Below are 13,767 nucleotides of genomic sequence, written 5' to 3'. Positions count from 1 at the left end.
AGTAAAAGTTAAAAAAAGTTTAAAAATTTAAAAAAGTTTATTGAAGTTTTGCTTCAATAACTTCTTTTAAATCTTCTATTTTTACTCTTTCCTGTTCTTCAGTGTCCCTGTCTCTTATTGTTACAGTATTGTCTTCTTTGGTGTCAAAGTCAACTGTAATAGCTATTGGAACACCTACTTCATCTGCACGAGCATATCTTTTTCCAATGGTTCCTGAAGTGTCATTGTCTACAGTGAAGCCAGCTTCACGAAGTTTGTGAGTGATGTCAATTGCTATTTCACCGAGACCTTCCTTGTTCATCAATGGGAAGACACTTACTTGAATTGGTGCAATCTCTTTTGCAAACTTGAAGTATTCCTTTTCAAATCCTTCTTCTTCAGTCTTAAATGAATGCAATAATGTGCAGTAAAGGATACGGTCGATACCAAATGAAGGTTCAATTACATGAGGAATGATTCTTTCCCCTTTAACTTCCTCTTCAATGTCTTCAAAGATCAAATGCTCTTCAAGAATCTCGAATGTGCTGTCAAGTTCAAGAGTGAATTTTCCTTCACTTTCGATTTGTTCCTTAAGTGCTAGAACTTCATCATCTGATAAGTTTTCGATATAAGTCTTGATTTTTGGAGAATCCCCTTTGAATGCAGGTCCAAATAACTTTAAGTTAGGCTTTACGATGGTTTTAGATACAAGCTTAGGCTCATCGTATTCCATGTAAATGCTCAATTCCTCATTACTGAACTGGCTGTGTGCAGTTAGGTCATAGTTTCCTCTATCTGCAATACCGATGATTTCAACCCAACCGTATTGGTCAGTCAAGCATTCAACGTCCCAGCAGTCTAATGCATAGTGAGCCATTTCTCCAGGCAAGTGTTGTCTGAATCTCAATACTTCATCAGGAATGCCTAATTCCTTAAGGAATTTTCTTGCAAGATACAATTGGTAAATCAATGTTTCAGAAGATACAACACCTTGGTCAAGAGCTTCTTGAGCAGTGATTTCCAAGGTTTCCTTATCATTCATCTGAACATCTTGAGAGGATAAGTATAAAATTTCATCAGCTATTTGGCTGAATTTAGGATGGGTCTTGTCTTCAGGATCAAGGAATATTTCAGCTTCAGCTTGGGTGAATTCTCTTAGACGGATAACCCCTTGTCTTGGAGAGATTTCATTTCTGTATGCTTTTCCAAGTTGCACAGCACCGAATGGGAGCTTGTTTTTAAAGAATCTGGATAATCTTTTGAATAGGATGAAAATTCCTTGTGCTGTTTCAGGTCTCATGTAACCTACTTTGTCACCTTTTGCTCCGATTTCAGTCTTAAACATTAAATTGTAGTTCCAGATGTTTGCCAAGTCTCCACCACAGCTTGGACATTTGATGTTGTTTTCCTTAACGATCTCATCCATTTGGCTATTTTCCAAGCTTTCCACATCTTCACCGATTGCCTCTTCAATGATGTGGTCTGCCCTGAACACTTCACCGCAAGAGAGACATTTGGTCATTGGATCTGTAAAGTTGTCAACGTGTCCAGATGCCTTCAATACTTCCTTAGGCATTACAGTAGGCCCTTCAATTTCGTGGAAACCTTCTCCTGCAATGTATTGCTTTCTCCACTTTTGCATGATGTTATTCTTTAAGCTTGCTCCAAGAGGCCCATAATCTGTAAATCCAGACACTCCTGAGTAAATCTCAAAAGATGGCCATAAGAAACCTCTTTTACGTGCAATATTAAACATTTTTTCATGATTCATTAATATTTCTCCATAAGTAAAATAATTTTTTAAATTAATTAGAATAGTTATTGAAATAATTATTATAATTAAATAATTTAAATTAATATTTAAATTAATAATTTAACATTTTAATTTTTCTTTTTAATTATTATTATAAGTTTTTATAAAATTAGATTAAAATAAGTTAAATTAAAAAAAGTAAATAAAAGTTATTAGTTAATTATTTTTTATAATCAACTAATTCTCCGATTCTATTTATCACAGAATCAATGGATTTTTGAGTGTAATTCAATTCAATTGCATCAAATTTGCATGCTTGGACACAGTGTCCACAGCCAACGCATTTATCTTGATCAATCTTTATTTTACCATCTTCAAGGCTGATTGCTCCACCAAAGCAGACATTGTCTCCTAAACATTTCTTGCACATTTTACAATTGTCATTGATTGTATGCACTTCAACGTCTTCAAGCCGCATTACCTTGTTGCTTATATCATCATCCAAGTCCGGAAGAACTTTCCATAGGCAACAGCAAGGGCAGCAATGGCAAATGGTCAATAGCTTTTCTTTTGGCCTTACATTCATCCAAACGCTATCGATTTTATTTCTTCCGATAACATGGCTTAATCCTAATTCATCTGCCTTATCGACATGAGCTAAAGCCTCTTCCACAGTTGCGGTTCTGCCGTATTTTGAAGCTATTCTGCGTGATGCAGGACCAATGAAAATGCAACCGAAGTCTTGTGGGTAATCCTCACAATTTGCAGAAGATCTGCAGAGACATTTGTGCATGATTACAATGTCTTCAGCCTCTTTTATGACTTCTTTGATGATTTGGCTTGGCACAAATTCTGATTCGGATTTCTCAAAGCTTTGATTGATTTCAATATTTGAAGTGATGGTCTTATTGACAGCATTCTTATTTGGAAGGACATAAACCTCGTCATCTTCGAAAAGGATTTTATCAATGATTTTTTTAAATATCCTTGACCTTCTTGTCATTCTAGAAAGGAAAAATCGTGTGTGGAAGGTGTGTCCAACTAAAAATGTAGTCACATCTTCATAATATCCTTTTCGTCTATCTTTATCGTCCATAGTTTAGTCCCTTGAATTTTTATTCATATAAATATAATATAGATATAATATTATTTACCTTTAAATATTTTTTGATAACTCTTTTAAGCATTAATTTTTTTATTATTCATTATTATCTTCTTCAATCTTTTTATTTAAACGTCTTAAAATGCCTTTTAATGTATGTGCCTCTCTTCCAGTGATGAAAGCACGGTTTATGATGTTTTTAAACACTTTCAATCCGTTTTTCTTTTTATGATCCGGAATTGATAATGTGTTGATTAGCTTCCCCATATCGCTTAACAGGTATTCCTTTTCAAGTGCAGTGCTTTCCTCCAACCCTTCAACAGGATAGTTGTTCCTGTTTTTAAAGACTTCATAGAGAATCACTGCAGCTGCATGTGAAATGTTCATTATAGGATAACTTGGGTCAGTTGGAATGCTTACAGTGATGTCGCACATTTCTATTTCTGCATTTGTAAGCCCGTTTCCTTCCCTTCCAAAAAGGATAGCTATCTTATCGTTGTAGTTCATTGACTTTCCAAGCTCTTCAGGCTTTATTGGAATCCTTGAAAGGTTATAGCTTCCTCCAGGAGCTCCAGTTGAACCGACTATAAAGTCAATTTCATTGTCCTTTACAAAGTCTTCAACTGTATCATAAATCAATGCATTTTCAACGGTTTCCCTTGCATGCATTGCCTGATAATATGCTTCATCCTTTAGGGTGCATGGGTTGATTAGAACTAATTTATGGAGTCCAAAGTTACCCATGGTTCTTGCCAAAAATCCAACATTTCCAGGAGATTCACATTCTACAAAAACAACATAGATGTTTTCCTTAAGTCTGATAGTCTCTTCATCTTCAACTATCTCCTTAACCTTACCTCTATCGCTTGCTTTGTTTTTGTTTTTCATGCTAATCTTCTGTTGTTTTCATTGCTATTTTTTAGAAGTTATTTAATAGTCTTTTGTTGTCAATTGCTTATTCATCATAAGCCATTTTAAGTAATTGAATAAGATTTAAAGTTTTAACATTTTCAAGACCAATTGCATTCAATCCGTCTTGAATGTTTATTTGACAGAATGGACAGATTGTAGTCACATAATCTGCACCGGTTACTCTAACCATTTCCGCCTTGTCCTTTGCAAGTTGCAATGCAATTTCCGGCTTGCCTGATTTGATTCCGCCTCCTGCACCGCAGCATTGGCAAGGAAGCTCGAGCTCTTCAAATTCTACTCCAGGAATCATTTCAATGATTTCCCTTGGCTGATCCTTAATGCCTTGGCCTCTTGACAAATGGCAAGGGTCATGCCAGGTTACTTTAGTATTGACTTCCTTCATTTTGCTTACATCTAACTTATCTACAAGGAATTCGCTGATATCCTGTACATTAAGGTCGGATCCATATTTTGGATGGTCATTTTTAAGTGTTGCTCCACAACCTGCACAGATGGTGATTACCTTATCGTAATCCTTAAAGATTTCCTTGTTCTTGTCTACAAGCTCTTGAACTACATCAACTTGACCGGTTCTTAAAAGAGGGGAACCGCAACATACCTGTCCTTCTGGAATGTCTATTTCAATGTTATTTGCCTTTAATACATCAATGAGTGCATATCCTACATCTTGAGCCCTGTAATCTACCATACAACCGGTGAATAATGCTACTTTCTCCTTGTTTTCATCCTCATCGATGTAGTATTTGCCTTCTTCATCCCATTTCTTATGTATGGTTTCAATGAATGGCTCTTCAGGTTTGCTTACGGAACGTCCACTAGCCACTACATTGTCTTTAAATACTTTATGAGCATCGAGAGGTCCAAGGTCTCTTGCATAAGCCATTGCTCTAAGCTTTTCGATTGCATCTCCAAAACTGTTGATGTTTTTAGGACAGATTGAACCGCATTTGCCACAGCTTGTACAAGCATACATTCCGCTGTCAAGAGCTTCAATAAGTCTGTCATATTCATCTCTTGGATCGAAGTCAAACTTGGAGATGTATCTTAAGTAATAAGGTCCGAGGAATTCATCCTTAAAGTGCTTTACAACAGGACAAGTGGAAAGGCAAGTGTAACATTCAATGCAGCTTCTGACCTTTTTAGTGTCTTTTATATCTTCTGGCTTAAGATTTTCATGGGAAGTTTCGCTATCGCAATCCAAGCTTAACTGCAATTGCTTAATCTTTTCATCAGCTGAACTTCTGTCCACAATCAAATCCTTAATGACTGGGAAGTCCAATGGTTCGATTAATCTGTTGTCCTTGATTTCAGCTTTACATGCAAGTGCACCATTTCCATTGATTTTCACTCCGCAGGAACCGCATTGTCCTGCAAGGCATGAGCTTCTAAAGCTGATATCAGCATCATATTTTCTGTTGATTTCTTCCAATGCATCAAGCACTTTCATTCCAGGATATTCTTCAATTTCATAAGATTCAATATGAGCTTCCTCATCTGTCTCCTTGTTGAATCTTTTTACATAAACGGTTATCATAGCAATCCCTTTTTTAAAACTATCAAATAATTATTTTATCAATATGATTTTTAAATTGATTTTATATTTTTCCTTTAAATTGCATTTATTTATTTTATATAATATAATAATAAATCACTTTATATATTTTTATTTGTTTTGTTATAAAGTTTAGTATTTTTTAATTCCAACAATTCTTTCATTCAATTCTTAGTAATCACTTTAAAATTTCCTTAAAAATGCCATGTATTAAATATGTAAAGAAACTAATAGTTTATTATGATAATTTATGAAATTTTATAAAATTTTATGGTATTTCATGAAATTTAGAATTCTAATTATTATCTAATACTTACAATTATTATAAAAATTTTAGAGATTAATCGAAATCTCGTGTGTGGTGAATTTATATGGCTTATGATCAATTAGTAACTAGTGAAAAAAGGGATAAACTATTCCTTTTAGGTAATGAAGCTGCTGTTAGAGGAGCTATTGAAGCTGGTGTATCAGTTGCAGCTACTTACCCTGGAACTCCTTCATCTGAAATAGGTAACATATTATCAGTTGTTGCTAAAAATGCAGAAATGTACTTTGAATTTTCTGCAAATGAAAAGGTGGCTATGGAGGTGGCAGCTACTGCAGCTGCAAGTGGCCTCAGGTCATTTACTTTCATGAAGCATGTAGGTTTGAATGTAGCTGCGGATTCATTCATGACAACTGCTTACTCTGGTGTTAAGGGAGGAATGATTGTTCTTGTAGCGGATGACCCTTCACTCTTCTCTTCACAGAATGAACAGGATACAAGAAACTATTCAAGGCTTTCTTCCATTCCAATTTTAGAACCTTCCAATCCTCAAGAAGTAAAGGACATGATGGTTTACGGGTTTGACTTATCAGAACAGTTTGGAATTCCAGTAATTCTTAGGACAAGCACCCGTGTATCCCATATGAGAGGAATTGTGGAATGCGGTGAGATTGAAAAACCTAAATCCACTACCAAGGAAACAGAATCAGATGGACATTGGTTAAGAGGATACTTCGTTAAAAATCCAAGGGAATTTGTACCTGTTCCTGCAAATGCTCTTGCAATGCATGAAAGACTTGCAGAAAAAATGGAAAGAATGGAAGAGACAGCTAATGAATGTCCAGTAAATGAGGTTTATTCTTTTGAAAACGGTTCACTTCAAGGAAAATATGGTGTTATTTCATCTGGTGGTGCCTTCAATTATGCTTATGATGTTGTTTCTCAAGAGAATTTAGGAATGGATATTCTTAAAATAGCATTGTCTTATCCTACTCCAAAAGATTTGATTTATGACTTCTGCAAAAACTTGGAAGGAGTATTCATAGTAGAGGAAGTGGATCCTGTACTTGAAAGGGATGTTCTTGCTGTTCTTGGTGAAAACAATTTGGATTGTCCTGTTTACGGTAAGTTCGATGGAACTTTCCCAATGGTTCATGAATTTAATCCAGACATTGTAAAGGAATCCATCAATAAGGTCGTTTCTGATTTAACTGATGATGCTGAGTTTAAGGAAGAGTACAAATCAGAAAATGGCAAAGAGCTTGAAGGAGATTTAATTGAAATCGTAGACAAGATGGAATTTACTGATGGTTTGAATGATTTGATTGAAAACATTCCAACAAGAGCTCCAACATTATGTGCAGGATGTTCCCATAGGTCTGCTTATTATGCTGCTGTAAAGGCTTATCAGGAAATGGGATATGCTAAGGAAGATATGATATTTGCATCTGACATTGGATGTTACACTTTAGGAATTTCCCCTCCTTATGAAACTGCTGACTATCTTCTTGCAATGGGTTCATCTGTCGGTGACGGATGCGGTTTCTCAATTGCAACCAATCAGCATGTTATGAGTTTCATTGGAGATTCAACATTTTTCCACAGTGGACTCTCTCCACTAGTAAATGCAGTTCATAATAAGAACAAGTTCGTTCTCACAATTTTAGATAACAGAATCACTGCAATGACCGGTGGTCAGCCAAACCCTGGTATTCCAGTTGATGGAATGGGTGATGAAGCTCCTGCTGTTTCCATTGAAGATATTGTAGAGGCAATCGGTGTCAAGTTCCTTAAGATTGTAAATCCTCACAACATCAAAAAGACTGTTGACATTTATAAGGAGGCACTTGAATATGATGGTGTTGCTGTTGTAATTGCAAGATACCCATGCACATTGATCAAGGGACAAAAGAAAAAGGCACCTATGGTCATCAAGGACAATTGTGTAAAATGCTTGACTTGTGTAAAGACTCTTGCGTGTCCTGCAATCTCTTATCTAAATGATGAGGTAGTTGTTGATGAAGCATTATGTAAATCATGTACCGTTTGTATACAAGTCTGTCCGAACAAGGCTATTGGAGCAAAGAAAGGTGATTAAGATGGAGAGTAATGATAATAAGAATTACAGTATTTACATTTCCGGTGTAGGTGGTCAAGGAATTATCAAAACATCTGTAATCATTGGTGAAGCTGCAATGCTTGAAGGTTATGATGTTGTAATGAGTGAGATTCACGGTATGAGCCAAAGGGGAGGATCCGTGTCTACTGAACTTAAGATAGGAAATTTCAAATCCTCAATTGTAGAGGAATCCAAAGCAGACTTGATTCTTGCTTTTGAACCTATTGAAGTCTTAAGAGGATTGAATAAGGCAAACAAGGACACAACCTTGATCTTTAATACTTTCCCTATTGTGCCTTCAACATTGACTCAAACTGGAGAGACCTATCCTGAAATTGATGACATTGTAAAGAATCTTAAGGACAATTTTGATTCAGTTTACCCAATTGAAGGAAATGGGCTTGCAATAGATGCTGGAAGTATCTTATCATTAAATATGGTGCTTTTAGGTGCATGTGTTGCAAATGATGATTTCCCACTTTCAAAGGAAACCGTTGAAACTGCAATGAAAAACAATTTAGCTCCTAAATTCCATGAAATGAATTTAAAAGCTATTGAAAACGGTTATAATGCAATTAAAGACAAGCTTTTATAGCCTTAGGCTATAAAAATTGACCAAAATATTTTTACTAGTTGGGAGTTTCCAACTATTTCTTTTTTTATTTTTTTATATCATTTTTTTGAAGACTACTATTAACAATTTATTCTTTAAGCAAGTTTAATACCACAAATTTTACATATTTTATCTTCTTCCTTAACCCTATTACCGCATTGAGGACAATATTTAGGAAGTTGTGGCTTAGTTGACTTGACTTTCTGATTAAGGAAAATATCTTCTCTAATCTTTCTGTTTTGAATTAGGCAAGCTCTATCCCAATCATGTTCCATCAATGTCTTTTTGACAAAATAAGCTTCGACCATACTGTCGTATTTTCCGAAATGCTCATCTCCTCTTTTCACGCAGAACTTCCTTTCCTTATGGTCGAATATTATTTCCCCTTCCTGTTCTTTCTTATTGAATTTAAGTCCTTTTATCTGTCCTCTTGGACGGCTTTCTGGAAATGGTGGAAGATCCATGTTCTCGTATCTATTTGGCAAATCGCATTCCACAAGCAAGTCATAGTCAAACTTGCAATAAAACAAGCAATCCCTTTCATAGAGTGCATCGGATAGTTTACTGAATTCGCCGTAATCCTTATTATTATATTTGATACGATATTTCTTACCGGACTTCACAATATTTCTGTAAAAATATCTTATATTATTAGTCTCTATCCTAACACCTCCATTCAAGCCGATTAGACGCAATTGCCATTTGTCAATTTATAAAATTTTTTAAAAAAATAAGAAAAAATAATTAAATTTTATAGTAATATTATTATGTTTTAATAATATATTAAATTTTTTAAATCAATTTTTTAAATTAATTTTTTCAAAAATTAATTTTTTTATTTTCAAATTTTTCATTCATATTTTTTAAAAATTTTTTCAGTATCATATTTTTGCATTTCAGCATAATATTTCTGCATCTTGTTAATTTTGGTAAGTATTCATTTATATAAGAATAATCTAACTAATATTATCTAAAAACAAATGGAATTTCATTAATCATTTTAGAAAATTAAAAAATAAATTATAATTAAGTGTGATTGTATGTCTGAAAGTGAATTATATAGTAGAGCAGAGAAAAGAGTGGATGAAAAGATGAGCTTTTATCATCATTTATACAGTTTCATAGCTGTAAACATAATTCTCATTGTTATAAATGTCTTGTTTTCTCGTGGTGAATGGTGGTTTTATTGGGTAACCCTTTTCTGGGGAATAGGTTTAGTATCCCATTATCTTAAAACCTTTGTTTTCTTTGAGAAATTTGATGAAAAATACAGAGATCAAATGATTGAAAAGGAAATGGAAAAGATGAGAAAATAAGCATTGATTTTAAAAATGTTTATTTTATTTAAAAACAATATTTTAAATTGATTATTATTTATAAAAAATTGTTTGGTAATTTTATGAAAGTGAATTTGTTTGTTTCAAAAGACCTTGAGGAGCCTTATGCAGAAATCTATACTGATGCATTGACTGACAATATTCAAAAGGCAATGGTTCTTTTGGAAAATGAAGATGAATATGAGGAAGGAATCGGTGACAATTCAATATTGGCTGTTAAGAAGGGACAGGATATTGTTCTTTTGGACTTTGAAGACATCTTCATGATTAGAGTTGAGGAAAAGCAGACCAAAGTCTATACAGAGGATAAGGATTATTTGATTAAAAAGCCTCTCTATCAGATTGAAGAGAATCTTGACACTAATTTCGTAAGGGTTTCAAAGACTACAATTGTCAATTTGAGAAAGATAAAAAGAGTGGCACCTTCCTTAAGGGGAATGATGTTTATTGAGCTTAAGAACGGATTGAAGGATAATATTTCAAGGAAATACTTATCCGATTTTAAGCAAGCTTTGGATTTATGATTTAAAAATGTTTCAGAATTAATTTTATTTGATTATGTAAAGGTGGTTATATGAAAAGTGATTTGATTGGAAGGCTGGGATTGGGAGCATTTGTAGGGTGCTTTATTGTAATGCTTGTAATGGTCTTGGGGTCATATATTGCAGGTCCTGGAAATGTAACATTCAGTGGGTTTGAAATAATTAATGCGTTCTTCGGATCCATTGTAGTTGGATGGGCATTTTCTTTAAGCGGATTGATTTATGAAAAGGAAGAGTTTCCTCTTCTGATTCAAGTAATATTCCAGATGGTTATTGGTATGGGTGTATTGTTTGCTGTGGCAGTTTACTTGAAATGGATGCCGATTAGCTTAGGAATCGGTCCAATAATTACTTGGGTTGTAATAGCATGCATCTTTGCTGCAATATCCTGGATAGGATTTTACATATATTACACTCTTGAAGCAAGAGATATAAATAAAAAATTGGAATTATCCAACGAGTAAATCAGGATAATTCATTCTTCTTTTCTTTTTTTTAATAATTTTATAAATTTTTTCATTGCTATTTAAATTGATTTTACCTTTTTTTATTTTTATTTTTATTCTTATTCTTATTTTTTGGTTACTCCCGTCAATGTTCCATCTACAATGCAGTCAAAGTCAACCTTATCTAGCCAGCCTGCTTTGGTAAACATGTCCATGTATCCAACACCAATGATTTTTCCATCATCCTTTAGGATTTCTGCAATGGTTTCATTCAATTCATCAACATCAGTATTGGCTTTAGGCATGGTAAGTCCGCCCAATAGGATAACTGCATCAGAGTCATGAGGGTCAGACACCTCTTCGTTAAGCTGCATTCCATATGACTTGAATTCAAACTGATGGCATTTATCAATGTCAGTTCCACTAATGAAATGAGATTCCTTATCTCTAATTGCATATGAGAATAATGCTGCAAAAGGAGTACAGACTCCAGGAGTTCCTAAAAAAGTTACCTTTTCAACATCTCCAACAGCTTCCTTAAATGCTACAATGTTCCCATTCAATCCTTTAAATTCACTAATTGTTTCCATGATTTCACGTCCTGATTTTCTAAAGTTAATTAATCATATGTTTTAATAATTTAATATTCTTTCTAATTTTTTTTTTAAAATAAAATTAATAAAACTTATAATTTAATATTCTTTCTAAATTTTTTTAAATAAAAATATATAAAACTTATTTTAAAATTATTAATAATGAAAACTATAGCAAATGGATTAATCCTAAAAGGCATTGATTTAAGTCCTGTAAAGGAGAACATTGTCATTGATGATGAAAATAACATCATTGAAATCTCCAAGGACGCGGAAGAAGGAGAAATCATAGATGCATCAAATAAGATTGTATGCCCAAGGTTCATCAATGCACATACACATATCGGAGATTCCATCATAAAGGATGAAGGAGATGGATTAAGCTTAGATGAGGTTGTTAAACCGCCTCATGGAATAAAGCATCTTGCATTGGAATCTGCAAGTGATGAAGAGCTCATTGAAGCCATGAGAGAATCAATGTGGGATATGTATAATCTTGGAATAAGCCATTTCATTGATTATCGTGAAGGTGGCCTTGAAGGAGTCAAGCTTATCAAGGAAGCATCTAAGGACATTCCAATAACTCCAATCATTCTTGGAAGAGACAGTTCTTTCTATGGCGAAGACCCTAATTATCATCAAGTCAAGGTGGCTATCAGAAAGCTTCTAAAGCATGCTGATGGTATTGGATTAAGCGGTTTTGGTGAAATTGATACAACAGTTGCTGAAATAATCTGTGAAAAATGTGAAGAAGCACGAAAGATATCCTCCATTCATGTAGCTGAAAGTGAAAGCAATCAATTCACATCAATTGAAAAGACAAGTAAAACCGAACCTCAAAGAGCATTTGAAGCAGGATTCAATCAGGTTGTCCATATGACCAATCCAAAAAATGATGACATCAATCAGCTTTCCAAATCAAATAGCTCTCTCACCATTTGTCCAAGATCAAATGGTGCATTGAGTGTTGGAATAATTCCACTTTTTGAAGTGTTGAAAACAGGAGTTATGCCTTTGATTGGAAGTGACAATATAATGATAAATAGGCCTAATCTTTTTAGAGAAATGGAATTTACATTAAAGATAATGAAGGGTTTCTCTAAGAATTACATAGCGCCTATTGAAGTGTTGAAAATGGCAACAACAAATGTATGTGTAGACAGTCCATTATCTTCAAAAATCAGTAAATCATACATTGAAGTAGGTCAAAAAGGACAATTCATGATCATAAATCAAAAGTCAAACAATCCATATCTTAGTTTGATTAATAGAACTGAAGTAAATGATATTGTAAAGATACTTTAATAAAAGAAATATAATTTAGATGTTTTGATTAAAGTTATATTTATTTAATTAATTTAATTTTTAATAATAAGCTTGTGATAAAATGAGTGAACAATTATATAAAAAGATCTTATTGCCAACAGATGGCTCAAAATACTCAGACATATCTGAAAAGCATGCATTATCAATTGCAGCTACAAATAATTCTGAAATAATTGCATTAAGCGTAATTGAAAACTCTTTTTCAATAGGTCTTCCAGATACCGATACTATCTCTGAAGTGAACAGATTGCTTAAGGAAGAGAATGAAAAGAACCTTAAGAAGGTGGAAAGGCTTAGAGATGAATGTGGTGTGAATGTAAATATCACAACAATGGTTAAGGAAGGTTCTCCTGCAAGGGTAATTCTCGAAACCATTGATGAGGAAGACATTGACCTTGTTGTTATGGGAAGTTCAGGAAAGAGCGGAATTGACAAGTTCTTGATGGGCAGTGTAGCAGAAAAGGTCGTCAAGTCTGCAAAATGTTCTGTCTTAGTTGTTCATTGATTGCATTGAATAGGAGTTTCAAATGAAGGAAATAGAATTTGACTTGGAAAACAATCCATTCATAAACTTCTTGTCATCAAGGTACACCATGTCTGCAAGGGTCAATGTTGAAAACTTGTGGATTAAATCAAAGGAGCAGGATTTGTCCTTTTTTGTCATGTCACTTGGAGCATTGATGAATGCATTGAATGATATTCCTCAAATGAGAAGAAGAATCATAGATGGCAAGGTCATTGAATTCGAGTCATTGGATGCAGTTTGCCCAATAATGGATAAAGAGGAGACAGTCTTTAAGGAAATAAGGATAGAAGGTCCTCAAAGATTCTATAACATTCTAAAATGGCATGATTATGTTGTGGATTATCAGCTTAATGTTTTGGAAGGTGTGGATAAGGCATTTGATGTGGATACAATGGAAAGGGATAAGATAAACATTGCTAATTTTTCATGCATCCCTTGGGTTGATTTCGATTCAATCACCAATGCAACTGCTGCGGGAAATGCAATCCAACCTTTAATCACTTGGGGAAAGGTCAATGAGAATTATGAGATGACTGTATCCATAACAGTTAGCCATATCTTTGTAAATGGGTTGGAACTGGCTAAGTTCTATAAGAATGCTCAAGAGAACTTTGACAGTTTATTATAACTATTTTTTTATTTTTTATTTTCTTTTTTTCCATTCAAGAAGCAGTGATTAAG

14 protein-coding genes are annotated in these 13,767 nt (G+C 34.0%); 8 read left to right on the top strand and 6 right to left on the bottom strand.

The features are described 5' to 3' along the window. Positions 1-37: 37 nt before the first annotated feature. The 4 genes from glyS to tfrB form a co-directional block, all read right to left on the bottom strand. Complete coding sequence (glyS, locus tag ACJMLB_RS02285; protein WP_405323295.1) at positions 38-1,750, bottom strand: glycine--tRNA ligase; 1,713 nt, start codon at positions 1,748-1,750, stop codon at positions 38-40. 202 nt (positions 1,751-1,952) lie between these two features. Next, entirely contained in the window at positions 1,953-2,828 is an 876-nt protein-coding gene (locus ACJMLB_RS02280) for a DUF362 domain-containing protein (protein WP_405323293.1), read from the bottom strand. 102 nt (positions 2,829-2,930) lie between these two features. After that, positions 2,931-3,722 carry a TrmJ/YjtD family RNA methyltransferase gene (locus ACJMLB_RS02275; RefSeq protein WP_405323291.1) on the bottom strand — a complete coding sequence of 264 codons (792 nt, stop codon included), beginning with the start codon at positions 3,720-3,722 and terminating at the stop codon, positions 2,931-2,933. Positions 3,723-3,789: 67 nt separating this feature from the next. Beyond that, positions 3,790-5,301 (bottom strand): fumarate reductase (CoM/CoB) subunit TfrB, encoded by a 1,512-nt coding sequence (gene tfrB, locus ACJMLB_RS02270; protein ID WP_405323289.1) that lies wholly within the window; start codon positions 5,299-5,301, stop codon positions 3,790-3,792. Positions 5,302-5,690: 389 nt separating this feature from the next. On the opposite strand from tfrB, the gene iorA reads away from it, so the two are divergent. Further along, a complete protein-coding gene (gene iorA / locus ACJMLB_RS02265; RefSeq protein ID WP_405323287.1) occupies positions 5,691-7,682 on the top strand; it encodes an indolepyruvate ferredoxin oxidoreductase subunit alpha in 1,992 nt (663 codons plus the stop codon). Between the two features lies 1 nt (position 7,683). Further along, entirely contained in the window at positions 7,684-8,298 is a 615-nt protein-coding gene (locus ACJMLB_RS02260) for an indolepyruvate oxidoreductase subunit beta (RefSeq protein WP_405323285.1), read from the top strand. A gap of 113 nt (positions 8,299-8,411) precedes the next feature. Here ACJMLB_RS02260 and ACJMLB_RS02255 read toward each other — a convergent pair whose 3' ends face one another. Beyond that, positions 8,412-9,011 (bottom strand): zinc ribbon domain-containing protein, encoded by a 600-nt coding sequence (locus ACJMLB_RS02255; protein WP_405323283.1) that lies wholly within the window; start codon positions 9,009-9,011, stop codon positions 8,412-8,414. 345 nt (positions 9,012-9,356) lie between these two features. Between ACJMLB_RS02255 and ACJMLB_RS02250 the strand changes: the two genes are divergently transcribed. The 3 genes from ACJMLB_RS02250 (at position 9,357) to ACJMLB_RS02240 (ending at position 10,659) form a co-directional block, all read left to right on the top strand. After that, positions 9,357-9,632 (top strand): 2TM domain-containing protein, encoded by a 276-nt coding sequence (locus ACJMLB_RS02250; RefSeq protein ID WP_405323281.1) that lies wholly within the window; start codon positions 9,357-9,359, stop codon positions 9,630-9,632. Positions 9,633-9,715: 83 nt separating this feature from the next. Beyond that, positions 9,716-10,177: a LytTR family DNA-binding domain-containing protein gene (locus ACJMLB_RS02245; protein ID WP_405323279.1), complete on the top strand. Its 462-nt coding sequence runs from the start codon at positions 9,716-9,718 to the stop codon at positions 10,175-10,177. Between the two features lie 50 nt (positions 10,178-10,227). Then, positions 10,228-10,659: a DUF3021 domain-containing protein gene (locus ACJMLB_RS02240; protein WP_405323277.1), complete on the top strand. Its 432-nt coding sequence runs from the start codon at positions 10,228-10,230 to the stop codon at positions 10,657-10,659. A gap of 107 nt (positions 10,660-10,766) precedes the next feature. On the opposite strand, the gene ACJMLB_RS02235 is transcribed toward ACJMLB_RS02240, so the two are convergent. Further along, positions 10,767-11,231, bottom strand: coding sequence for a DUF2124 family protein (locus ACJMLB_RS02235; protein WP_405323275.1), 465 nt, complete (start codon positions 11,229-11,231; stop codon positions 10,767-10,769). A 165-nt stretch (positions 11,232-11,396) separates the two neighbouring features. Between ACJMLB_RS02235 and ACJMLB_RS02230 the strand changes: the two genes are divergently transcribed. From ACJMLB_RS02230 to ACJMLB_RS02220, 3 genes are all read left to right on the top strand, one after another. Then, on the top strand, positions 11,397-12,539 hold the full coding sequence (locus tag ACJMLB_RS02230; RefSeq protein WP_405323273.1) for an amidohydrolase family protein: 1,143 nt from the start codon (positions 11,397-11,399) through the stop codon (positions 12,537-12,539). 82 nt (positions 12,540-12,621) lie between these two features. After that, a complete protein-coding gene (locus tag ACJMLB_RS02225; protein WP_405323270.1) occupies positions 12,622-13,065 on the top strand; it encodes a universal stress protein in 444 nt (147 codons plus the stop codon). A 22-nt stretch (positions 13,066-13,087) separates the two neighbouring features. Beyond that, positions 13,088-13,714 carry a CatA-like O-acetyltransferase gene (locus ACJMLB_RS02220; RefSeq protein WP_405323268.1) on the top strand — a complete coding sequence of 209 codons (627 nt, stop codon included), beginning with the start codon at positions 13,088-13,090 and terminating at the stop codon, positions 13,712-13,714. The last annotated feature ends 53 nt before the right edge of the window (positions 13,715-13,767 follow it).

This window comes from Methanobrevibacter sp. (assembly GCF_045114555.1).
In the GTDB taxonomy this organism is placed as follows: domain Archaea; phylum Methanobacteriota; class Methanobacteria; order Methanobacteriales; family Methanobacteriaceae; genus Methanobrevibacter.
The sequence above is the reverse complement of the archived record's forward strand: the minus strand, read 5'-3'. Positions and strand labels throughout refer to the sequence as shown.

Bases quoted from the DNA above. Each gene is read 5' to 3' on its own strand.
- glyS (WP_405323295.1), bottom strand. From the start codon at position 1,750: ATGAATCATGAAAAAATGTTTAATATTGCACGTAAAAGAGGTTTCTTA.
- ACJMLB_RS02280 (WP_405323293.1), bottom strand. From the start codon at position 2,828: ATGGACGATAAAGATAGACGAAAAGGATATTATGAAGATGTGACTACA.
- ACJMLB_RS02275 (WP_405323291.1), bottom strand. From the start codon at position 3,722: ATGAAAAACAAAAACAAAGCAAGCGATAGAGGTAAGGTTAAGGAGATA.
- tfrB (WP_405323289.1), bottom strand. From the start codon at position 5,301: ATGATAACCGTTTATGTAAAAAGATTCAACAAGGAGACAGATGAGGAA.
- iorA (WP_405323287.1), top strand. From the start codon at position 5,691: ATGGCTTATGATCAATTAGTAACTAGTGAAAAAAGGGATAAACTATTC.
- ACJMLB_RS02260 (WP_405323285.1), top strand. From the start codon at position 7,684: ATGGAGAGTAATGATAATAAGAATTACAGTATTTACATTTCCGGTGTA.
- ACJMLB_RS02250 (WP_405323281.1), top strand. From the start codon at position 9,357: ATGTCTGAAAGTGAATTATATAGTAGAGCAGAGAAAAGAGTGGATGAA.
- ACJMLB_RS02245 (WP_405323279.1), top strand. From the start codon at position 9,716: ATGAAAGTGAATTTGTTTGTTTCAAAAGACCTTGAGGAGCCTTATGCA.
- ACJMLB_RS02240 (WP_405323277.1), top strand. From the start codon at position 10,228: ATGAAAAGTGATTTGATTGGAAGGCTGGGATTGGGAGCATTTGTAGGG.
- ACJMLB_RS02235 (WP_405323275.1), bottom strand. From the start codon at position 11,231: ATGGAAACAATTAGTGAATTTAAAGGATTGAATGGGAACATTGTAGCA.
- ACJMLB_RS02230 (WP_405323273.1), top strand. From the start codon at position 11,397: ATGAAAACTATAGCAAATGGATTAATCCTAAAAGGCATTGATTTAAGT.
- ACJMLB_RS02225 (WP_405323270.1), top strand. From the start codon at position 12,622: ATGAGTGAACAATTATATAAAAAGATCTTATTGCCAACAGATGGCTCA.
- ACJMLB_RS02220 (WP_405323268.1), top strand. From the start codon at position 13,088: ATGAAGGAAATAGAATTTGACTTGGAAAACAATCCATTCATAAACTTC.